Origin of the sequence: Arthrobacter sp. zg-Y1219 (genome assembly GCF_030125545.1) — a bacterium.
Classification (GTDB): domain Bacteria; phylum Actinomycetota; class Actinomycetes; order Actinomycetales; family Micrococcaceae; genus Arthrobacter_B.
Genome location: NZ_JASKLY010000013.1, coordinates 343331 through 362905 on the forward strand (window position 1 = coordinate 343331; position 19575 = coordinate 362905).

At 67.3% G+C, this 19575-nt stretch carries 21 protein-coding genes and 1 riboswitch; of the genes, 10 read left to right on the forward strand and 11 right to left on the reverse strand.

All coding sequences use genetic code 11. The features are described 5' to 3' along the window. Positions 1-78 precede the first annotated feature (78 nt). Positions 79-639, reverse strand: coding sequence for an NAD(P)H-dependent oxidoreductase (locus QNO00_RS10845; RefSeq protein ID WP_284024519.1), 561 nt, complete (start codon positions 637-639; stop codon positions 79-81). 105 nt (positions 640-744) lie between these two features. On the opposite strand from QNO00_RS10845, the gene QNO00_RS10850 reads away from it, so the two are divergent. Together QNO00_RS10850 and QNO00_RS10855 are read left to right on the forward strand one after the other, a co-directional pair. After that, on the forward strand, positions 745-1350 hold the full coding sequence (locus tag QNO00_RS10850) for a TetR/AcrR family transcriptional regulator (RefSeq protein ID WP_284024520.1): 606 nt from the start codon (positions 745-747) through the stop codon (positions 1348-1350). A gap of 96 nt (positions 1351-1446) precedes the next feature. After that, positions 1447-3666, forward strand: a complete 2220-nt coding sequence (locus QNO00_RS10855; protein ID WP_229966352.1) for a catalase — start codon at positions 1447-1449, stop codon at positions 3664-3666. Between the two features lie 118 nt (positions 3667-3784). On the opposite strand, the gene QNO00_RS10860 is transcribed toward QNO00_RS10855, so the two are convergent. Together QNO00_RS10860 and QNO00_RS10865 are read right to left on the reverse strand one after the other, a co-directional pair. After that, positions 3785-4207, reverse strand: a complete 423-nt coding sequence (locus tag QNO00_RS10860; protein ID WP_284024521.1) for a hypothetical protein — start codon at positions 4205-4207, stop codon at positions 3785-3787. Next, entirely contained in the window at positions 4197-4346 is a 150-nt protein-coding gene (locus tag QNO00_RS10865; protein WP_284024522.1) for a hypothetical protein, read from the reverse strand. The genes QNO00_RS10860 and QNO00_RS10865 overlap by 11 nt, the downstream gene beginning before the upstream one ends. Positions 4347-4533: 187 nt before the next feature. Between QNO00_RS10865 and QNO00_RS10870 the strand changes: the two genes are divergently transcribed. Beyond that, entirely contained in the window at positions 4534-5274 is a 741-nt protein-coding gene (locus QNO00_RS10870) for a GAF and ANTAR domain-containing protein (RefSeq protein WP_229966349.1), read from the forward strand. Here QNO00_RS10870 and ald read toward each other — a convergent pair. The 7 genes from ald to QNO00_RS10905 all read right to left on the reverse strand — a co-directional run bounded on the left by ald (position 5271) and on the right by QNO00_RS10905 (position 10992). Continuing rightward, positions 5271-6389, reverse strand: coding sequence for an alanine dehydrogenase (gene ald, locus QNO00_RS10875; RefSeq protein ID WP_284024523.1), 1119 nt, complete (start codon positions 6387-6389; stop codon positions 5271-5273). The two genes, QNO00_RS10870 and ald, sit on opposite strands and share 4 nt — an antisense overlap. Before the next feature lie 72 nt (positions 6390-6461). Beyond that, a complete protein-coding gene (locus QNO00_RS10880; RefSeq protein WP_284024524.1) occupies positions 6462-6941 on the reverse strand; it encodes a helix-turn-helix domain-containing protein in 480 nt (159 codons plus the stop codon). Positions 6942-7062: 121 nt separating this feature from the next. Further along, entirely contained in the window at positions 7063-8661 is a 1599-nt protein-coding gene (gene aceB / locus QNO00_RS10885; RefSeq protein ID WP_284024525.1) for a malate synthase A, read from the reverse strand. A gap of 94 nt (positions 8662-8755) precedes the next feature. Further along, on the reverse strand, positions 8756-9400 hold the full coding sequence (locus tag QNO00_RS10890) for a hypothetical protein (protein ID WP_284024526.1): 645 nt from the start codon (positions 9398-9400) through the stop codon (positions 8756-8758). 8 nt (positions 9401-9408) lie between these two features. Further along, entirely contained in the window at positions 9409-9813 is a 405-nt protein-coding gene (locus QNO00_RS10895) for an Asp23/Gls24 family envelope stress response protein (RefSeq protein WP_284024527.1), read from the reverse strand. After that, complete coding sequence (locus QNO00_RS10900) at positions 9806-10366, reverse strand: hypothetical protein (protein ID WP_229966343.1); 561 nt, start codon at positions 10364-10366, stop codon at positions 9806-9808. The genes QNO00_RS10895 and QNO00_RS10900 overlap by 8 nt, the downstream gene beginning before the upstream one ends. Next, positions 10357-10992 (reverse strand): RNA polymerase sigma factor, encoded by a 636-nt coding sequence (locus QNO00_RS10905; RefSeq protein ID WP_284024528.1) that lies wholly within the window; start codon positions 10990-10992, stop codon positions 10357-10359. Before QNO00_RS10905 ends, QNO00_RS10900 begins: the two co-directional genes overlap by 10 nt. Before the next feature lie 209 nt (positions 10993-11201). On the opposite strand from QNO00_RS10905, the gene QNO00_RS10910 reads away from it, so the two are divergent. From QNO00_RS10910 to QNO00_RS10935, 6 genes are all read left to right on the forward strand, one after another. Beyond that, complete coding sequence (locus QNO00_RS10910; RefSeq protein WP_284024529.1) at positions 11202-11765, forward strand: Asp23/Gls24 family envelope stress response protein; 564 nt, start codon at positions 11202-11204, stop codon at positions 11763-11765. Positions 11766-11839: 74 nt separating this feature from the next. After that, positions 11840-12019: a hypothetical protein gene (locus tag QNO00_RS10915; protein ID WP_229966340.1), complete on the forward strand. Its 180-nt coding sequence runs from the start codon at positions 11840-11842 to the stop codon at positions 12017-12019. Further along, complete coding sequence (locus QNO00_RS10920) at positions 12016-12435, forward strand: Asp23/Gls24 family envelope stress response protein (protein ID WP_229966339.1); 420 nt, start codon at positions 12016-12018, stop codon at positions 12433-12435. The genes QNO00_RS10915 and QNO00_RS10920 overlap by 4 nt, the downstream gene beginning before the upstream one ends. After that, the gene (locus QNO00_RS10925) at positions 12432-12998 is read left to right on the forward strand and encodes a DUF6286 domain-containing protein (RefSeq protein WP_284024530.1); all 567 of its coding nucleotides are present in this window, start codon (positions 12432-12434) and stop codon (positions 12996-12998) included. The genes QNO00_RS10920 and QNO00_RS10925 overlap by 4 nt, the downstream gene beginning before the upstream one ends. Before the next feature lie 87 nt (positions 12999-13085). Continuing rightward, positions 13086-13685: an Asp23/Gls24 family envelope stress response protein gene (locus QNO00_RS10930; protein ID WP_284024531.1), complete on the forward strand. Its 600-nt coding sequence runs from the start codon at positions 13086-13088 to the stop codon at positions 13683-13685. A gap of 4 nt (positions 13686-13689) precedes the next feature. Then, positions 13690-14544 carry an MBL fold metallo-hydrolase gene (locus QNO00_RS10935; RefSeq protein ID WP_284024532.1) on the forward strand — a complete coding sequence of 285 codons (855 nt, stop codon included), beginning with the start codon at positions 13690-13692 and terminating at the stop codon, positions 14542-14544. Here QNO00_RS10935 and cycA read toward each other — a convergent pair. Beyond that, positions 14541-16094 carry a D-serine/D-alanine/glycine transporter gene (gene cycA, locus QNO00_RS10940; protein WP_284024533.1) on the reverse strand — a complete coding sequence of 518 codons (1554 nt, stop codon included), beginning with the start codon at positions 16092-16094 and terminating at the stop codon, positions 14541-14543. The genes QNO00_RS10935 and cycA overlap by 4 nt on opposite strands. A gap of 280 nt (positions 16095-16374) precedes the next feature. Next, a riboswitch (glycine riboswitch) is annotated at positions 16375-16517 on the forward strand. A 150-nt stretch (positions 16518-16667) separates the two neighbouring features. On the opposite strand from cycA, the gene gcvP reads away from it, so the two are divergent. Beyond that, entirely contained in the window at positions 16668-19574 is a 2907-nt protein-coding gene (gcvP, locus tag QNO00_RS10945; protein ID WP_284024534.1) for an aminomethyl-transferring glycine dehydrogenase, read from the forward strand. Position 19575 lies beyond the last annotated feature (1 nt).

Genomic DNA, 19575 nt, shown 5'->3' on the forward strand with positions numbered 1-19575 from the left:
GACGTCTTCACCCGGGTGAAGACGTCCCTCTCTGATGCTGCGGGCGTTGAGGCGTGAGGCCCCGTTTGTCTGCGTGCCTTAGGCTGCGGAGGCCTCGGCTTCTCCGGCAAGCGTCGACACGACGCCGCGGAGCTGCTCCACGATCTCGGAATCGTCCTTCGGGTGGATCTCCGCGAAACGCGAAACCGAGCCGCCGATGGAGAGGCGGACGTCGTCAATGACGCGTGCGCCGGCGATGCCCAGGACCTTGCGGGCGTCGTCGTGCGCCCAGACCCCGCCGTACTGGCCGAAGGCCGAGCCAATGACGGCAGCAGGAGTGCCGGAGATGGCGCTCGTGCCGAAGGGGCGGGAAAGCCAGTCGAGGGCGTTCTTCAGAACGGCGGGCATGGTGCCGTTGTACTCCGGGCAGACCAGCAGCAGGGCGTCAGCGGAAGCTGCCGCGGCGCGCAGGGCGGCAGCAGCTTCGGGAACGGATCCCTCGACATCGATGTCCTCGTTGTAGAACGGGACCTGTCCAATCCCGTCGAAGATCACGATGTCGACGTCGTCGCCGGCGGTGAGGGCTGCGGTGTCGGCAAGCTGGCGGTTGACCGAGCCGGCGCGAAGGCTGCCGACCAGGGTTAGTACTTTGGTGCTCAAGGGAACTCCTCTTTGGGACGTGCCCGGAACGGGCGCTGTCTGCTCTTCTCATACTATAAACGGACTGTGGTCCGCTTATATTCCGCGCGGGTTAGACTGTCCCGCATGCAGGGCAGCGGGCGCGAAGAAGACATCGGCGGATGGGAGCGCCTGGACGCTGCCCGAAATCGGCGCCTGCTGCTGGGCACCGCCTTGGCCATCGTGTCAGAAGCCGGCGTCGACGCCCTCACCATGGATGACCTGGCCCGCCGCGCCGGAGTGGGCAAGGGCACGGTCTTCCGACGCTTCGGCAGCCGGGCCGGGCTGATGCAGGCCCTCCTGGATCACGCCCAGCGCGGCTTTCAGGAGAGCTATATGCGGGGACCGGCTCCGCTTGGGCCGGGAGCGCAGCCGCTGGAGCGCCTGCATGCCTTCGGCCAGGCACGGATCCGGGCCCTGGAAATTACCGGCGAACTCCGGCGCGCCGCTGCTGTGGACGGCTTTACGCACCACCGGCATGCCACGCGCCAACTGGAACTTCTGCACCTCACCATGCTGCTGTCGGCCGTTCCTGCCGTCCGCGATCCCGAACTGACTGCCTATCAGCTGGAGGCCTTCCTTGAAGCCGGGCTGCTGCTGCATTTGCACCGCACGGCGGGTATGCCCCTTGACCGGATCATTGACGGGTGGACCGGTCTGGTGGCCTCCGTGACGGGGTCCTCCGAGGGCTGAAAAGTCGGAGTGTCAGCAGGCTTACTAATTTAGTAGGGTGGGGATACTGTCGCCGCGGTTTGGCGGCCACATGGTCCTAACAATGATGGAGGCTACATGTCCGAAAACAGCTCATCCGTGCCCGACCTTCCCATCCCGGGGGCTCCGGCGCCGCTGGCGCCCGAGCTGAATGAACCCACCGAGCCGCGCGAGCCGCTGCCTCCCAAGCCGGATCAGGATGGACCGGAAACGGTCTCTCCCACCGGCGTTCCCACCGGGGCGCCCAAGGTCTCCAACGCCCAGAGCGGCCGGTATCTGACCACCGCGCAGGGCGTCCGGCTGCAGGATACCGATCATTCCCTCAAGGCAGGCCGGCGCGGTCCCATTCTCCTGCAGGACCATCATCTTCGGGAGAAAATCACCCACTTCGACCACGAGCGCATCCCGGAGCGCGTGGTGCATGCCCGCGGCGCGGCTGCCCACGGCGTGTTTGTGGCCAACGGTGCGGCGGAGGGCGTCACGCGTGCGGGTTTCCTGGCCAAGGGCACCGAAACTCCGGTCTTCGTCCGTTTCTCCACGGTCCTGGGATCCCGCGGTTCAGCTGACACCGTCCGGGATACCCGCGGCTTCAGCACCAAGTTCTACACCGATGAGGGCAACTACGACCTGGTTGCCAACAACATTCCCGTGTTCTTCATTCAGGACGCCATCAAGTTCCCTGACGTGATCCACGCCGGCAAGCCTCATCCGGACCGTGAAATCCCGCAGGCGCAGAGCGCCCACGACACGTTCTGGGACTTCGTCTCCCTGCACACCGAGGCCCAGCACCACACCATGTGGAACATGTCCGACCGCGGTATTCCGCGGTCTTACCGCACCATGGAAGGCTTCGGCGTCCACACCTTCCGCCTGGTCAACGCCAAGGGCGAAACCACCCTGGTGAAATTCCACTGGAAGCCCCGCCAGGGCGTGCACTCCCTGGTCTGGGAAGAAGCCCAGATCATCAACGGCATGGATCCTGACTACCACCGGCGCGACCTCGCCGATTCCATCGAAGCCGGCGCCTTTCCGCAGTGGGACCTGGGCATCCAGGTCTTCCCGGATACCGAGGACGAAATGTTCGAGGGGATCGACCTGCTGGATCCGACCAAGCTCGTTCCCGAGGAACTGGCACCGGTGCAGCTCATCGGCACGATGACCCTGAACGCCAACGTCACGAACTTCTTCGCGGAAACCGAGCAGGTGGCCTTCCACCCGGGACACCTGGTGCCGGGCATCGATGTCACCAACGACCCGCTGCTCCAGGGCCGGCTGTTCTCCTACATCGACACCCAGCTGACCCGGCTGGGCGGACCGAACTTCAGCCAGATTCCGATCAACCGCCCGCACGCGCCGGTCAACGACATGTTCCGTGAGGGTTTCCATCAGCACGCCGACCACTCCGGTGTTGCTCCGTACCAGCCCAACTCCCTCGACGGCGGCTGCCCGTTCATGGCAGGCGCGGACATGGGCGCCTTCATTGACGTTCCCGCCGAGGTCCCGGCGGCCCGCAAGGTCCGCGAGAATCCGGCCACCTTCGACGACCACTACAGCCAGGTCCGGATGTTCTTCCGTTCCCTGACGCCCGTGGAGCAGGATCACGTGGTCCAGGCCTACACGTTTGAATTGGGCAAGTGCTACGAGGAGAACATCCGGCTGCGCCAGCTGCAGGCGCTGGCCAACATCGATGAGCGCCTGGCGTCGGAAGTAGCCACCGGACTGGGCCTGGAAGCACCGGCACCCAACGTTGCCGTTGAGGACACCGAGCCGAGCCCGGCATTGAGCCAGCTGGGCGGAACCTGGCCCGTGGCCGGGCGCATCATCGGTGTCGTGGCTGACGAGGCCACCGACCTGGGCGCCCTCGCCGAGGTCCTGGCCGCCGTCGACGCCGAGGGCATGGTGCCGCTGGTGATCGCACCGCACGGCGGAAAGCTGGGCGGCGAAGTGACCATTCAGCGGACCTACCTGACCGCGCGCTCCACCGAGTTCGACGCCATCGTGGTGGCGGCCTCCGGAGCTCCGGCGACCGACGCCGTCGACAGCCTTGACGCCAAGGCCGGCAATCCCGAGGGGAATTTCGCCCTCGATCCGCGCATCACCCTGCTCCTGACCGAAGCATTCCGCCACTCCAAGGCCATTGGGGCCTGGGGCGACGGAGCTGCCGTGCTGGAGGCCGCCGGAGTTTCCCCGCAGGCACCCGGCGTCGTCGTGGGCAGTGCCACCGAAGTGACAGCGAGCCTCACGGGCCTGCTGGCAGCGCACCGGGTCTGGGAGCGTTTCCCGACAGCCGTGGCTTAGGCACAGCCGCCCGGGCGAAGATTAGGCCCGGGTAAAGAAGTATTGGCGCAGCCGCTGCCCCGTTCGGGGCGGCGGCTGCGCTGCCGTTGGGGGCCGCTGACTTTGATTTGCGCCGCCGCTAGCTCTTCGGTTCGCTCTCCGGCGACGGCGTCAAAGCCCGGATCAGGGCCGAAAGGTCCCGTCGCAGCCCGTCGTCGTTGTCGCCCGCCAGGAGCCGGACTTCGGCCTGCCTGGCCTGGGTCTCCACGGCGGCCCCGGCGGACGTTATGGTCCACCTGCCGCCGGAGCCGATGGTGGCATAGCCGCAGCACTCCAGGGCACGCACACAGTCGTCAACGCACCCGGGCGCCAGGCCGGAGGCAGTGGCCAGGGCTGCCGCGTCGGCGGGCGAAGAGGTCAAGAGGCCAAGAATAATGGTCCGCTCCTGGGTGAGCCGAAGCTCGGCAAGGGATTCTTCGGTGGCCCGGTTCGTGAGGAAGGCCGCAGCGGCGAGCAGCCGGGGAAAATCGACGGCGCCCGCTGAAATCTGCTCAGGACTCATGGTGCCAGCCCGGCGGCGTCCAGCCGGCAGGCACCTGATGGCCGGCGAATGTATCGCACGCGGAGCACGTGTAATTGGCCACGCCCGGGCTGTTGTCCGCTGCCGGGATGAAGGATTCGAAAATGAGGAAATCATCCATGCCGCATTGATGGCAAAGGGGAGGGTGAACTGCGGGATCCATGGTGGTCCTCTGCTGAAGGGTTCGCAGGAAGCCATGGCCGCGTCTTGACCGTGAGTTTCTTATCGTAGTATCGAACCGCGCCCCGAACAATTCCCGGACGGGGCGTCAGCGACGCAGAGTCGCCGGGAATGCAAGGCAAGGAACCATGGAAGACCAGAGGACAGACGCCGCTCCCTGGGTGCGGCTGCAGGATTTGCTCATGCAGCACGAGGACGTCCAGGACTTTCTCCACGCCCTCGCCGTGCTGACGTCGTCGTCCCTGTCCACTCGCGGAACCGTTTACTGCGGGATCACCCTCCAGCGTTCGCGGAACCACCAGTTCACAGTGGCCAGCAGCGACGGCGAGGCGCTCCAGCTGGATGAGATCCAGTACGCCTTCGGCGACGGCCCCTGCCTGGACGCCATCCGGGTCCAGGATGAGGTGCATGTGGGCAATGCGGCCACCGACTCGCGCTGGCCCGAGTACATGGAGCACATCAGGGACGTCGGAATCCGCTCACTGTATTCCGTTCCGCTCAAACTGGGCGGCGAAGCCAAAGCCGCGATGAATCTCTACGCCAAGGATCCGGACGTCTTTGACGAGGACTTCCGCCGGGTCGCCCGCACCTATGCGGCCGAGGCCTCCCATGCGCTGCTGCTTGCGGTACGCGTTTCACAGCACGTGGCCACCGTGGAGGACCTGCAGGCCGTGCTCGCGTCGAGGACCGACATTGACCTAGCGGTGGGGATCATCATGGGGCAGGACCGCTGCACTCAGCGGGAGGCCTTTGACACCCTGCGCCGGGCTTCGAACAGCAGGAACATCAAGGTGCGGGTTCTGGCGGCCGAGATCGTCGGCCGGCTGAACGGCGAGCCGGGCACCACCCACTTCGCCGCCGGCCGCTAGGCGGGCACCAGCTCCGTCCAGTCCGGTGCCAGGTCCAGCCCGTGGGCCACGGAGACGGAGGCGTGGGTAACCTCGCCGCCGGCAACGTTCAGTCCGCGCGCCAGCGCCTGCGAGGAGGTGAGGGCGCCGCGGATCCCGCGGTCCGCCAGTGCGACGGCGTAGGGAAGCGTCACGTTCGTCAGCGCATAGGTGGAGGTGTTCGGGACGGCACCGGGCATGTTGGCCACGCAGTAGAACAGGGAGCCGTGGATCCGGTACGTCGGGTCCTGGTGGGTGGTGGGACGGGTGTCTTCGAAGCACCCGCCCTGATCGACGGCGATGTCCACCAGGACGCTGCCGTGCTTCATCCGCGAAACCATGTCATTGCTGACCAGCTTCGGAGCACGGGCTCCGGGAATGAGCACCGATCCGATCACCAGGTCAGCGTCGAGCAGGGCGCGCTCGATCTCGAAGGCGTTCGAGGCGATGGTGCGGATGCGGCCTGCATACTGTGCGTCGAGCTGGCGCAGCCGGTCGATGTTGATGTCCAGGACGGCGACGTCGGCATGGGACCCGACCGCCCCGGCGACGGCATTGGTGCCGGCCACTCCGGCGCCGAGCACCACCACTTTTGCCGGCCGGACGCCGGGGACGCCGCCCAGCAGCAGTCCGGGGCCGCCGGCCGGCGACGTCAGGCACTGGGCCCCCACTTGGACGGACAGCCGTCCGGCCACCTCGGACATGGGGGCCAGCAGCGGCAGTGACCGCCCTTCCTGGACGGTTTCGTAGGCGATGGCCGTCATGCCGGAATCCATCAGCGCCCGGGTCAGCTCCGGGGCGGCGGCCAGATGCAGGTAGGTGAAGAGCACCAAATCAGGACGGAAGTAGCGGTATTCGGAAGCAACCGGTTCCTTGACCTTCAGGATCAGCCCGGCCCCGTTCCAGACGTCGTCGGCGGACTCGAGAATCCGGGCACCTGCGGCGGCGTACTCGGAATCGCTGATGCTCGACCCGGTGCCGGCTCCGGACTCAATAAGCACGGTATGTCCGCGCATGGTGAACTCATGGACGCCGGAAGCCGTGATGGCGACGCGAAACTCGTTGTTCTTGATTTCTTTGGGGATACCGATGATCACAGTTGGCTCCAAAACATCGCAGGTGCGGCGGCGGACCGCCGGGTTCTCACCAGCATAGGGGAGTGGTGCCCGTCACTGCCCGCCCGACGGTTCCCCGTGCTGCCCGCGGGCCGTCTTGGCCTGCTGCTGCTCCAGCCACGCTTCGACGTCGGACAGGCGGATGCGGCGGTGGGTACCGCGGTATTCAACGGGAATGATGCCGGCGTCCGTCAGGTTCCGCAGGTAGGTGTGCGAGATTCCGGCGGCGGCAGCGGCCTGCGACGTCGTCAGGAGCGGCACGTTCGAACCGTTCCGGGCGGCAGGCTCGCGGGATTTCGGCACGGTGCCGGCAGCGGCGGCTTCGGCGCGGACCCCGGTTTCGGAAGCCACGGTGACTGATTCGCCCCGGCCCAGCCGGCCGAGCAGATCCAGGACGGCGTCGCGTGCGGCCGCCGGCAGGCGAAGTGCCGTTCCATCGACAAAAACAGTCACATCCCCGGCGGAGAGGGCGCGGGCCAGGGCCCGTACTTCTGGTTCCGGAAGTACGGGCGTGCGGTGAGGGCTCTGGGTCATGCTGCCATCTTGCCAAAGTTCCGGGATCGGCGCGCATGCAGCCGTTATTTGCCCGGTTCCATGCGTCGGACCTGCGCTGCGGTGCGGCTCCGGCAGTGATGCCGGAGCCGCACCGGGAACGTTAGTCGATCAGCTCGTAGGCGGGCAGCGTCAGGAAGTCCACGTACTCCTCGGCGAGGCTGATGTCAGCGATCAGCTGGCTGGCAGGGGCGTAGTAGCGGGTGAACAGGTCCTCGGAAACCTCGCCTCGCAGCCGCTCGGTCTCTTCCGACAGGATCCGCTCCACCAGCTCCGGCGTCACCGTGGCGCCGGTGTCCTCCAGGACAACGCCGTTCCGGACCTGCTGCCACACCTGCGAGCGGGAGATCTCGGCCGTGGCGGCGTCCTCCATGAGGTTGTGGATGGCCACGGCGCCGTTGCCGGAGAGCCAGACGGCCGTGTACGCCACTGCCACGTAAAGGTTTGACCGGAGGCCGGCCTCGGTGATGGAGCCGCCGGCCGTGCTGACGTCCAGCAGCTCGGAAGCCGACACGGAGACGTCGTCGCGCTGGCGGTCCACCTGATTGGGCTTCTCCCCAAGGACCGAGTCGAAGACCTCGCGGCAGGTGGCAACCATATCCGGGTGGGCCACCCAGGACCCGTCAAAGCCGTCGTTGGCTTCACGGGTTTTGTCCGCAGTCACTTTCTCGAACGCCTTGGCCGTGATCTCCGGTTCGCGCCGGTTGGGGATGAACGCCGCCATGCCGCCCATGGCAAAGGCACCGCGGCGGTGGCAGGTTTTCACCAGCAGTTCCGTGTACGCCCGCATGAACGGGGCCGTCATGGCAACGTCGGCGCGGTCGGGCAGCAGGAACGCCTTCCCGGCATCGCGGAAAACCTTGATCATGCTGAACAGGTAATCCCAGCGGCCGGCGTTCAGGCCCGAAGCGTGGTCGCGCAGCTCGTAGAGGATTTCGTCCATTTCGAAAGCGGCCGGGATGGTCTCGATCAGCACCGTGGCGCGGATGGTGCCCTGCGGCACGCCCACGTAGTCCTCGGCGAAGGAGAAAATGTCATTCCAGAGCCGGGCTTCCAGATGGCTTTCCATCTTGGGCAGGTAGTAGAACGGGCCGGCGCCGTTCTCCAGCAGGGCGCGGGCATTGGCGAAGAAGTGCAGGCCGAAGTCCACCAGTGCGCCCACGGCGGGTTCGCCGTCGACGGTCACGTGCTTCTCGGGCAGGTGCCAGCCGCGGGGACGGACAACCATCACTGCCAGCGGCGCGTCGTTCCGGAGCGCATATTCCTTGCCCTCCCCGCTGCTGAAGGACAGGTTCCCGCGAGAGGCTCCGTACAGATTGACCTGGGCGTCCACCACGTTGTGCCAGGTGGGGGTCTGGGCGTCTTCGAGGTCCGCCAGCCAGACTTTGGCGCCGGAATTCAGCGCGTTGATGGCCATTTTGGCCGGTGAAGCGGGTCCGGTCATCTCAACTCTCCGGTCCGTCAACGCAGCCGGGGCCGGCGCCACCGTCCAGTCGGCCTCACGGATTTCGGCCGTCTCCGGCAGGAAATCCAGGCTTTCCCCGGCAGCGATGCGGTTGCGGCGTTCGATCCGGGCCGCCAGCCGTTCATCACGGGTGGCGCGGAACCGGTGGTGCAGTTCTTCAAGGAAAACCAGTGCATCCGGTGTCAGGATCTTCTCGGACCCCTCGACAGGGGACAAATCGCTTACGTTTATGGCCATCGTGCATCTCCCTGGGATGGTGTGGAGCTCTGAGGCGGCCCGCTGGGCGCCAAGTGGAAGGCAGTTTACACGGATGGTTTCCCGCGGCCCGGAGCTACGTGTCGTTGGCCCGCAGAAAGGTGAGGATGTCCGCCGTCGTGCTCCAGCCCTGCCGGCCGTACCAGAGGGCCGACTTCGGCAGCGCGGGCATCAGGATCAGCGGTGCTTCCCGAACCGCGGCTTCACCGGTGAGCGCAGCCAGCACAGCGGACTCCATCGTGTGGTCCGGGTCCGCGCGCCGGATATCGATGCCCCCGAACACCGCGAATCCGCTTCCCAGGGCAATCCGGCCCCGGGCGACCGGGTTGCCGGACGCACTGATTTCGACCACCGAGCCGCCCGCGCTTTCGGCCAGGCCAAGCTCCGCGCCCTCGGGGAGTTGCGGCACCTGAGGCAGGTCCGACGGATCGGCGGTGAGCAGCGCCAGCCGCGAGAGCGGCACCAGCCCCTGCCCGGCGGCAAATCCGTAGGCAGTTTCGGCATCATCGGTCACCAGGGTCAGACGCGCGCCCCTGCGGCCCATCACCTCCGCTGCTGCCCGCGGGGTGTCCCGGCCCGGCCAGGTAACGACGTACTGCGGAGGAACCGTGCCGCCCGCCGGCGCCATCTGCACGGCATCGCCGTCCGGAGTGCTGTGCAGTCCGCGCACTGCGGCCCACGCCGGGGCCCACTGGGCGAAAGTGCTCTGCCAGGATCCCACCGGGCAGGTCACCGCCCCGGAAATCGGGGCACGGGCGGAGGTTCTTCGATGGCCAGGACTGTGACGTTGATGGCCGCGGTCGCCACCCCCGTGTGCTCCAGGGCCTGCCGCACCCGTTCCTGCAGGTCGGCAGCCACCCTCACGGCGTTGAACCTGGCATCGGTGGCCACCTCCAGGTCGACGGTGGCCCGGCCGGCGGAGACGGCGGCAAAGACGCCCGCCCGGCTCGTCAGGGAGCCGGGCTCCGGGATGCCGCGCAGCCCGTTGCGGGCCGCCGCGCCGAGCCGCATCAGCAGGCGGCCCAGGCTTGGTTCCAGCCGAAGAACGCCGGGTGTTTCCACGGCGACCCGTGCCGCCAGTTCGGCCACCGTTTTGCTGCCGGCGATCCTGCCGCGAAGGGGCCGGTCAGTCATCGTACAAGTCCTCCACGGTCAGGTGGACAGTGTGCGGAATGATCCCCACGGAGGCAGCCACGGCGCTGCGGATGTTCCGGCGCAGGAAGTCCATCGCCCGGCAGATGTCCACGCCGGGTGCCACCGCGGTGCGCAGATGGATTCGCAGTCCGGCGGCGGCATCGGGGGTCAGATCAATGCGGCAGCGGCGTGCCCGGACCCCGCCAACGGTACTGGCAGCATCGCGGACGACGGCGGCGAGTGCGAGTTCGCTGACTTCCACGGTCCCGTCCGCGGTCGCCGCGACCGGAAGCAGCACCCCGCGCCGCACCTGGGCGCAGGCCACGTCAATGATGGCGTCCTTGAGGCCCCGCGGCGGGCGGAAGGCGGGGTGGCTCAGATCGTGGTCACGCAGCGAGACCGTCGCCGTGTACAGCGCTTCCAGGCTGCTCCTGGCCTGTCGGCAATCCGGACACGAGCGGGTATGCAGATCCGGCGGACGCCCGATCTCGTGCCAGACCCGGTTGGCGGTGCGGCCGCAGGCCGGAGCGGGAGAAGGGTTTTCTAGTGCCATTGGATCATTGCCTCCGCCAGTTTCTCCCGGGCCCGCGCCAGCCGCCCGCGCACGGTGACCGGACTGATTCCCAATGCGGCTCCGATCTCCGCATAACTCTGGTCATGGAGTTCGCGGAGCAGCCAGCAGGCCCGCTGCCCCGGCGGAAGCGCCGCCAAGGCACGGGAGAGACACTCGAACTCCGCAGCGATCTCCGCATTCCGGTGCGGGTCGCCGGACTGTACTGCAAGAGCCGGCCACAGACCGGCTGAATCCATGCTGTCCTCGGGGTGGGCGCTGCGGCGGCGCAGAACGTCGAGGCAGCGGTTGGTGGCCGTCCGGTACACCCAGCCGCCGAAGGCGCCCGACCGGTCCAACCCGGGAAGGGCCCGCCAGCCGGCGGTCAACGTGTCCTGCACGACGTCCTCGGCTTCGCCCCGGTCATTGAGCATCCGGTAGGCCAGCCGGAACAGCCGACCCTGGTAAGTCTCCACCAGGTGTTCAAAGGCAGCAAGGTCCCCGTCCTGGGCGCGAGCCACGATGGTGGCCTCATCCAAGCCGCTCAGCGTGCCGGGCTTGCCGGAAAATGGCGGCCGGCGGGACTGCGTGTAGGTGCCGGACTCTTCCGGTGATTCAGCCGTGGCCATGAGCACCCCTGTCCGGTCCGGCGACCGCCGGACCGGTTTCAATATCGCAGACGCTCCGGTTCCGCGGAACACTCACAGGCCATGCACGGCCGGAGAATAAGAAGTTTGTGGTGCGGCGTGACGATTGCCCGCCATCAGCGTCATTAATGCCGTACGCGATCCCTTCACGCGGCCCCGCGGGGTCCAGTTCCGAGCAGGAGATGAGTTACATGGCAGATGCCCAACAACCTTCAGGACCATCCGCCGGTCCGGCGCCCACGGGGCACAGCACCGCAGGCTCCCCGGGCGGAACCACCGGGAGCGTGGCCGCCAGCACGGCTACCAGCTCCAGTGACACGGAGCCGGTGCGGAAGTCGGGTCCGCTGCACACGCAGCACGGCGACACCACCATCGAGGAGACCGTGGTGCAGAAGCTGGCGGGCATGGCCACCCGGGAGGTGCCGGGGGTGTTTGCGATGGGCAACGCCGCGCGGCGGGCCTTCAGCTCGATGACCGAGCGGATCCCGGGATCCCAAACCAACGTCAGCAACGGCGTCAGTGTGGAGAAGGGGGAGCGGCAGGCTGCGATCGACGTGAGCATCGTGGTCGAATACGGCTACTCCATCGTGGAGGTCAGCCAGGGCATCCGCCGCAACGTCATCCGGTCGGTGGAAAACGCCACCGGGTTGGAAGTGCTGGAGGTCAACGTGAACGTCACTGACGTTCACCTGCCGGACGACGACGCGGGCGACGACGAGGATTCAAGCCCGAAGCCCTCGGACCGGTTGGAATAGGGCCTTTTTGAGATAGAGCAATGTGCCGGCCCGGTCTTTGAAACGGCGGCGGCAACCTACTGAAGGAGGACTTCATGTCCGCAACAAAATGGTGCTTGGCGGTAGGCCTGATCCTGGGAATCGTATTGGCTTTCGGGGGGTGGTACGCCCTCCTGCTGGCCGTGCTTTTCGGTCTGGTTGGACTGCTGGTGGGGATGGCAGCCGACGGCAAACTTGACCTTCAGTCCATGTTCGGCAGAGCGTCGAGCAGATGAGCGCACCCGGAATCCAGGGCGCCGGTCCACCGGCGGGGCGCCAGCCGTGGCCGGAGATCGGAGCCCGGGGCACCACCGTGCTCTCCCGGAAGGTAGTCGAAAAAATGGCCGGACAGATTGCGAAGGATGAAACCTTCGCGGGCGGCAGCAGCGGAGGGTTCCTGGGAATCGGGGCACGGGCGGACGTTTCAGCCCGGCCGCGGGCCGACGTCGAGCTGGCGGGAAACCTCGCCTCGATGAAGGTGGAGGTGGGCCTGCCCTATCCGGTGCCGCTCCGGCGGGCCGCGGATCAGCTGCGGGACCGGATTTCCGGTCGGCTCACGGAGCTGACCGGTGTGGAGGTGCGCCAGGTCGACGTCACCGTTTCGTGGCTTTGGCCCGATGCGCCGGCTGACGGCCGGCGGAGGCTGCAGTGAACGGCGGCCCGCCCGTCACGCTGCGTCCCCGGCCGAGCCGTGCCGTGCCGGCCATCATCTGCGGCCTGGTCCTGCTGGCCGTCGGGGTCCTGCTGATCTGGGCGGCGATAGCACGGCTGGCCCAGGGCCAATGGCCGCCATTCTTCACTGGCGTGTCCGACTGGCTTGCCTCCCTGAGCTGGAACAGCGTCGGAGCCTGGGTGGCTGGCATTCTCCTGGCCGTTGTGGGCCTGGCGCTGCTGCTCGCCGTGTTCATCCCGGGACGCTTCCATTCGCTGCGCCTGCATTTGGAGCCCCAGCGGGAAGTTGTGGGACGGAGCCAGGCCGTCATGTCACGGCGAGCCGCTGCCCGGCTGGCAGCGGCAACCTGCGAGCACATTGACGGCGTGTCCTCGGCGACCGCGACGGCGACGGACCGGGAGGTCCGGGTGACAGTGAACACCGCGCTGCGGGACACTGCGGACCTGCAGCATTGGGTCGCTGACGGCGTTCGGTCCCGCCTGCAGGCGGCAGGCCTGGATCCGGTTCCGGCCATCACCGTCATCATCCGGTCCGGCAACTGACACGACCGGGTGCCCCGACGTGAAGACGGAGCAGGGACGGACAAAGCGCAAGATCGGCAGCAGCTTCGAAAGAGATAGGGAAACATCATGCGGCAGCACCCCGGCAAGGCCAACCGTGTTTGGCTGACCATCCTTGGCCTGCTGTGTCTCGCAGCGGGCATCTGGGTCCTGCTGCTGGCCACCGGCGTGGTGGGCCCTGCGGCAGGGCCGGTCCTCAGCGGCCCCCCGGAGGCAGTCACCGGTCCGGACTACGCTCCCGTCGTCGCTCTGATCGCCGGACTGCTGCTGGGCCTGCTGGGCCTGTGGTGGATGCTGGCCCAGATTCCCCGGCGGCTCGCCGCCGGCCCGTTCCGGCTGCAGGAGGATGCCGCGCGCGGCATCACGGTGTGCGATCCCTCCGTGCTGGCGGGAGCTGTCCAGTATGAAACGGACCAGATACCCGGGGTGGTGGGTTCCACTGCGCTGCTGCGCGGAACCGTCGACCACCCCGACCTGACCCTGAAGGTGACGGTCAACGCCCGCGCCGACATTGGGGAGGTCATCAACCGGATCCAGGGAACAGTTGTTCCGAACCTCGCCTCTGCCCTCGAAACGCCGCTGCACAGCTTGGGGATCCACCTGGAGGCCAGCAACAAGACGGCGTTGTCCGGCAACACTGTCAGCTCAACGGGAACCGTGGTTTATTAGGCCCATGCCACATGAATTCCCGGCCGAGCGGGACGCGGACTCTCCGGTCCTCGCCGCGGCGGTCCTGCCGCTGTGCGTCGCCTGCGGAACGCAGTACGGCGCTGCGCGTTCGGACTGTCCCATCTGCGACGACGAACGCCAGTACGTGCCGCTGACCGGCCAGGCCTGGACCACGCTCGCCAGACTGCGCGGTCCGTCGCACCGCGGGAGCATCCATGCCCAGGGGCCGGGGGTGCTGGGCATCGGCTGCGAACCGGCCTTCGCCATCGGGCAGCGGGCGCTGCTGGTCAAGGCGGCGGGCGGAAATGTTCTTTGGGACTGCCAGGCGTATCTGGATGATGAACTCGCGGCCCTGATCCGTGCCGAGGGCGGGATCAGCGCCATAGCCATCAGCCATCCGCACTTCTATACAACGATGGTGGAATGGGCCCGTGAATTCAGCGTGCCGGTCTACCTGCACGCCGCCGACCGGTCCTGGGTCGGCCGCCCCGATCCGGTCCTGGAGTTCTGGGACGGCGATGACCGCAGCCTGGGCGAGGACCTGACCCTGTACCGGGCGGGGATTCATTTCCCGGGCGGGACGGTGCTGCACTGGTCCGGGGACCCCGACGGCGGCGGCGCCCTCTTCAGCGGTGACATCATCAATGTCATCCCCGACCGCACGCACGTGTCTTTCCTCTACAGCTACCCGAACCAGATACCGGAGCGTCCCCAAGTTGTTCAGGAAGCTGCGGCCCGGCTGGCACCGCTGCGCTACGAGCGCCTCTACGGCGGCTGGTGGGACCGGGTGATCCCGCACGGCGCCGACCGCATCGTGCAGGAGTCCGCCCGCCGTTATCTCGACTTCACCCGCGGCTAGCTGAGGCGGGTACCTGCCCGTTCCGCCGCGACCATGGCCTTGTGTTCGGCCACCCGTGCCTGATGGAGCGGCGTCCGGCGCAGGAAAGCGTAGACCACGCCCAGCAGGGCGAACCAGATCGGAGTGACCAGCAGCGCCTGCAGGGTGTCAGCCTTGGTGGTCAGCGCCCACAGCAGGAAGCCGAAAAAGGCCAGCACCACATACACCATCACCACGCCGCCGGGCATCTTGAAAATGGATGCTTCGTGCAGCTGCGGCCGGCGGCGGCGGTACACCAGGTAGCTCACCAGGATGATCGTCCACACGAACATGAAGCACAGCGCCGAAATGGTGCTGACCAGCGTGAACGCCGCGCTGACCGACTCGCCGGCGTAAAGCAGCACCACTCCGGCCAGCAGGAAGGTGCAGGAGAAGAACAGGGCGTTCTGCGGCACCTTGCGCCGCGACAGGCGGCCGAACGCCCCGGGGGCGTCGCCGTCGTGCGCCAAACCGAAAACCATGCGCGAGGTGGAATATATCCCCGAGTTTGCTGACGATGCAGCTGAGGTCAGCACCACGAAGTTCACGACGGCGGCTGCCGCACCCAGGCCGGCGAGGGTGAACATGCCCACGAAGGGGCTCTCGTCAGCGCTGAACCTGTCCCAGGGAATCACCGAAATCAACACCACCAGGGCACCTACATAGAAGAGCATGATGCGCAGTGGAATCGAGTTGATGGCCCGCGGAAGGTTCTTTTCCGGATCCTTCGTTTCAGCCGCCGCCGTTCCCACCAGTTCAATGCCCACGAACGCGAACACCGCGATCTGGAATCCGGCCACGAAGCCCATGGGGCCGGTGGGGAACAGGCCGCCGTGCTCCCAAAGGTTGTTGAAGCCGGCGACGTTGTTGTCACCGGACTCGAAGCGGGTGAAAATCAGGACCAGGCCCACCACGATAAGGGTGACAATGGCCAGGATCTTGACCAGGGCGAACCAGAATTCGGCCTCACCGAACGCCTTGACGCTGGGCAGGTTGAGGGCCAGCAGCACCAGGATGCAGGCCAGCGCCGGGATCCACAGCGGAGCGTCGGCCCACCAGAACGTGACGTAGTGGGAGATCGCCACCACATCCGCGATCCCGGTGACCACCCAGCAGAACCAATAGGTCCAGCCGGTGAAAAAGCCGGCCCAGGGTCCCAGCAGATCCGCGGAGAAGTCGCTGAAGGACTTGTACTTGAGGTTGGAGAGCAGCAGTTCACCCATGGCCCGCATGACGAAGAACAGCATGAAGCCGATGGTCATGTAGACGAAGATCACTGACGGTCCCGCCGCCGAGATGGTCTTTCCCGACCCCATGAACAGGCCGGTCCCGATGGCACCGCCGATCGCCAGGAGCTGGATGTGGCGGTTGGAGAGGGAGCGGGAGAGTTCCGGCTCGGCGGAACTTTGTCCTCCGGCGGATGTATCCACGGGGGAAGGGGCGGGGGAAGGCACAGGGGAAGGCGCTACGGAAGAATCCGGGGACGGCGCGGGGGAAGGTGCGGGGGAGGGGCTGGGCAAGCGGTCGGGCATTGGGCTCTTTCTCAATAGGCACCAGCCGGCACATGTGACGCCGCACGCACACGGACCGGCGCCCTGCGTGAGGCCGCCTGAGGCTGTTGGCGCCACCGCCGACAATCAAGTTTGGAAGCCCGGCGCGGACGATGTCAATTTGGCGGTTTTCGCGGCCAGCCGCGGCCGCGGGCAGGGGCGGACGATCGTCAAAGAGGAAGCGGCGGCCGTCACTCTCTTGTTGGGACTCGTGCCGGAGGGTATGGTCACTGGTGGAAATACACAAGTGAATATGCCTTTATCAGCCGTGGCGGGAGAGTCCCGCAGCTTGCAGCCGTAAAACTGCAGCCGTAAAACCGAAGCCGTATCACTACGGCTTCGGCGGGCGCCGTAGGAGCAAACCCTCCCCGGGAATCTCTCAGGCCCCTGTACCGCCACAGCGAGGCAACTCTGGAAAGCAGCTCCGCGCCTTGGCGCGGAACTCACCGACGGTGCAAGCGGGGCCACCCCCGCGGAATCTCTCAGGTCCCCTACAGAGCGGGGAGGACTCAACAATCGTTGGCGTACCCCCGTCTGCCTTTCCTGGAGCCCCTCATGACTGCTGATCTGTCCACTGCTTCAACCCCCATCGCCGCACATGCGGCTGCAGCGGGTTCGGTTTCCGCAGCGGCGTTTGTTGACCGCCATATTGGCGCCCGTGCCGGTTCGGCCGCTGAGATGCTTAAGGCAGTGGGGTTCGATTCCCTGGATGCTCTGGCTGACATGGCAGTGCCCGCCGCCATCCGGCAGGGGAGCCCCCTGATTCTCGATCCGGCCCGCTCCGAAGAAGAAACCCTGGCGCAGCTCCGCGCCATCGCCGGCAAAAACCGGACAGCCGTGCAAATGATCGGCCAGGGCTACTACGGCACGCACACCCCGCCGGTGATCCTGCGCAACGTCGTGGAGGATCCTGCCTGGTACACCGCTTACACGCCGTACCAGCCCGAAATTTCCCAGGGCCGCCTCGAAGCCCTGCTGAACTTCCAGACGATGGTCCAGGACCTCACCGCCCTGCCCATCGCCAACGCCTCCCTGCTCGATGAAGCCACAGCGGTGGCCGAAGCGGTGCTGCTGATGCGCCGCTCGAACAAGGGCAAGTCCGACGGCGCCATTGTCCTCGATGCCGAGACGCTGCCGCAGACCATCGCCGTGGTGAAGGGCCGGGCCAAGGCGCTGGGCTTCGAGGTGATCGTCGCCGACCTGGCCGGCGGGCTGCCCGACGGCGAGATCACCGGCGTCGTGCTGCAGCAGCCCGGCGTTTCCGGCGTCGTCCGTGACCTCGCCCCCGTCATCGCCGAGGCGAAGAACCGCGGCGCGCTGGTCACCGTGGCCGCTGACCTGCTGGCGCTGACCCTGATCACGCCTCCCGGCGAGCAGGGTGCCGACATCGCCGTCGGCTCGGTCCAGCGCTTCGGTGTGCCGCTGTTCTTCGGCGGCCCGCACGCGGCCTACATGGCAGTGCGCAAGGGCCTGGAGCGTTCGCTGCCCGGCCGCCTGGTGGGCGTCTCCAAGGACTCCGCCGGCACCCCCGCCTACCGGCTGGCGCTGCAGACCCGGGAACAGCACATCCGCCGCGAGAAGGCCACCTCCAACATCTGCACCGCGCAGGCGCTGCTGGCGATCGTGGCCTCCATGTACGCCGTCTACCACGGGCCGCAGGGCCTGACCGCGATTGCCCGCCGCGCCCACGACTCCGCCCGGTCGCTGGCCGCCGCGCTGCACGGCGCCGGAATCGAGCTGCTCCACGGTAGCTTCTTCGACACAGTCACCGCCCGCGTTCCCGGCAAGGCTGCCGCGGTCGTGGCGGCCGCCGAGGCCCGCGGCATCAACCTGCGGCACATCGACGCCGACACCGTGGGCATCTCCTGCGACGAAACCACCACACCCGCCGTGCTGGCCGACGTCGCCGCCGCCTTCGGCATCCCGGCCGACGGCGTGGCCGCCGCCGCGTCGGCCCCGGCCGGCTTTGAACTGGACGGGCAGCTGCTGCGCACCTCGGAGTTCATGACCCATCCGGTTTTCCACACGCACCGCTCCGAAACCCAGATGCTGCGCTACCTGCGCCGCCTCTCGGACCGCGACCTGGCCCTGGACCGCACCATGATCCCGCTGGGCTCCTGCACCATGAAGCTCAACGCCACCGCGGAAATGCAGGCCATGACCTGGCCGGAGTTCGCATCCATCCACCCGTTCGCCCCGGATTCCCAGACCGAGGGCTGGCGCGAACTGATCACGGACCTGGAAGCCAAGCTCGCCGTCATCACCGGCTACGACCGGGTGTCCATCCAGCCCAACGCCGGGTCGCAGGGCGAGCTGGCGGGCCTGCTCGCCATCCGCGGCTACCACTCCTCCCGCGGCGAAACGCAGCGCACGGTCTGCCTGATCCCGGCCTCCGCGCACGGCACCAACGCCGCCTCCGCCGTCCTGGCCGGCATGAAGGTGGTGGTCGTGGCCACGGCGGACGACGGCGCCATTGACCACGCCGACCTGCGCGCCAAGATCGACGCGCACCGCGAGAACCTCTCCGCGATCATGATCACCTACCCCTCCACCCACGGCGTGTTCGACGACGACGTCCGCGACGTCTGCGACGCCGTGCACGAGGCCGGCGGCCAGGTCTACATTGACGGCGCGAACCTCAACGCGCTTGTCGGGCTGGCCAAGCCGGGTGAGTTCGGCGGCGACGTCTCGCACCTGAACCTGCACAAGACCTTCTGTATTCCGCACGGCGGCGGCGGCCCCGGCGTGGGCCCGGTGGCAGTGAAGTCGCATCTGGCGCCGTTCCTGCCCGGCGACGCCGCCACCTGGACCGAGGGTGAGGACATCCCGGTGTCAGCGTCGCGCTTCGGTTCCGCCGGCGTGCTGCCGATCTCCTGGGCCTACGTGAACCTCATGGGCGGCGAAGGCCTGACCGAAGCCACCAAGAGCGCGCTGCTCTCCGCCAACTATGTCGCCGCCCGGCTCAACGAGTACTTCCCCGTGCTCTACACGGGCAAGGGCGGACTGGTGGCGCACGAGTGCATCCTGGACCTGCGCGAGCTCACCGCACGGACCGGCGTCACCGCCGAAGACGTTGCCAAGCGTTTGGTGGACTACGGCTTCCACGCCCCCACACTGTCCTTCCCGGTGGCCGGCACGCTGATGGTGGAACCCACCGAGTCCGAGGACCTGGGCGAGATTGGCCGGTTCATCGACGCCATGATCGCCATCCGCGCCGAAATCGACCAGGTCGCCGCCGGGGACTTCTCCCTTGAGTCCAGCCCGCTGCGCAACGCCCCGCACACCGCCGTCGTCGTCGCCGGGAACGAATGGAACCGCGCCTATCCGCGCGAACAGGCTGCCTTCCCGATGAAGAGCCAGCGGATGGACAAGTACTTTCCTCCGGTGGGCCGGATCGACGGCGCTGCCGGCGACCGCAACCTGATCTGCTCCTGCCCGCCCATCGAAGACTTTGAAAACTAGA

Excerpts from the sequence above, each read along its gene's own strand:
- QNO00_RS10850 (WP_284024520.1), top strand. The coding sequence starts at position 745 with ATGCAGGGCAGCGGGCGCGAAGAAGACATCGGCGGATGGGAGCGCCTG.
- QNO00_RS10855 (WP_229966352.1), top strand. The coding sequence starts at position 1,447 with ATGTCCGAAAACAGCTCATCCGTGCCCGACCTTCCCATCCCGGGGGCT.
- QNO00_RS10860 (WP_284024521.1), bottom strand. The coding sequence starts at position 4,207 with ATGAGTCCTGAGCAGATTTCAGCGGGCGCCGTCGATTTTCCCCGGCTG.
- QNO00_RS10865 (WP_284024522.1), bottom strand. The coding sequence starts at position 4,346 with ATGGATGATTTCCTCATTTTCGAATCCTTCATCCCGGCAGCGGACAAC.
- QNO00_RS10870 (WP_229966349.1), top strand. The coding sequence starts at position 4,534 with ATGGAAGACCAGAGGACAGACGCCGCTCCCTGGGTGCGGCTGCAGGAT.
- QNO00_RS10880 (WP_284024524.1), bottom strand. The coding sequence starts at position 6,941 with ATGACCCAGAGCCCTCACCGCACGCCCGTACTTCCGGAACCAGAAGTA.
- aceB (WP_284024525.1), bottom strand. The coding sequence starts at position 8,661 with ATGGCCATAAACGTAAGCGATTTGTCCCCTGTCGAGGGGTCCGAGAAG.
- QNO00_RS10895 (WP_284024527.1), bottom strand. The coding sequence starts at position 9,813 with ATGACTGACCGGCCCCTTCGCGGCAGGATCGCCGGCAGCAAAACGGTG.
- QNO00_RS10900 (WP_229966343.1), bottom strand. The coding sequence starts at position 10,366 with ATGGCACTAGAAAACCCTTCTCCCGCTCCGGCCTGCGGCCGCACCGCC.
- QNO00_RS10905 (WP_284024528.1), bottom strand. The coding sequence starts at position 10,992 with ATGGCCACGGCTGAATCACCGGAAGAGTCCGGCACCTACACGCAGTCC.
- QNO00_RS10910 (WP_284024529.1), top strand. The coding sequence starts at position 11,202 with ATGGCAGATGCCCAACAACCTTCAGGACCATCCGCCGGTCCGGCGCCC.
- QNO00_RS10915 (WP_229966340.1), top strand. The coding sequence starts at position 11,840 with ATGTCCGCAACAAAATGGTGCTTGGCGGTAGGCCTGATCCTGGGAATC.
- QNO00_RS10920 (WP_229966339.1), top strand. The coding sequence starts at position 12,016 with ATGAGCGCACCCGGAATCCAGGGCGCCGGTCCACCGGCGGGGCGCCAG.
- QNO00_RS10930 (WP_284024531.1), top strand. The coding sequence starts at position 13,086 with ATGCGGCAGCACCCCGGCAAGGCCAACCGTGTTTGGCTGACCATCCTT.
- QNO00_RS10935 (WP_284024532.1), top strand. The coding sequence starts at position 13,690 with ATGCCACATGAATTCCCGGCCGAGCGGGACGCGGACTCTCCGGTCCTC.
- cycA (WP_284024533.1), bottom strand. The coding sequence starts at position 16,094 with ATGCCCGACCGCTTGCCCAGCCCCTCCCCCGCACCTTCCCCCGCGCCG.
- gcvP (WP_284024534.1), top strand. The coding sequence starts at position 16,668 with ATGACTGCTGATCTGTCCACTGCTTCAACCCCCATCGCCGCACATGCG.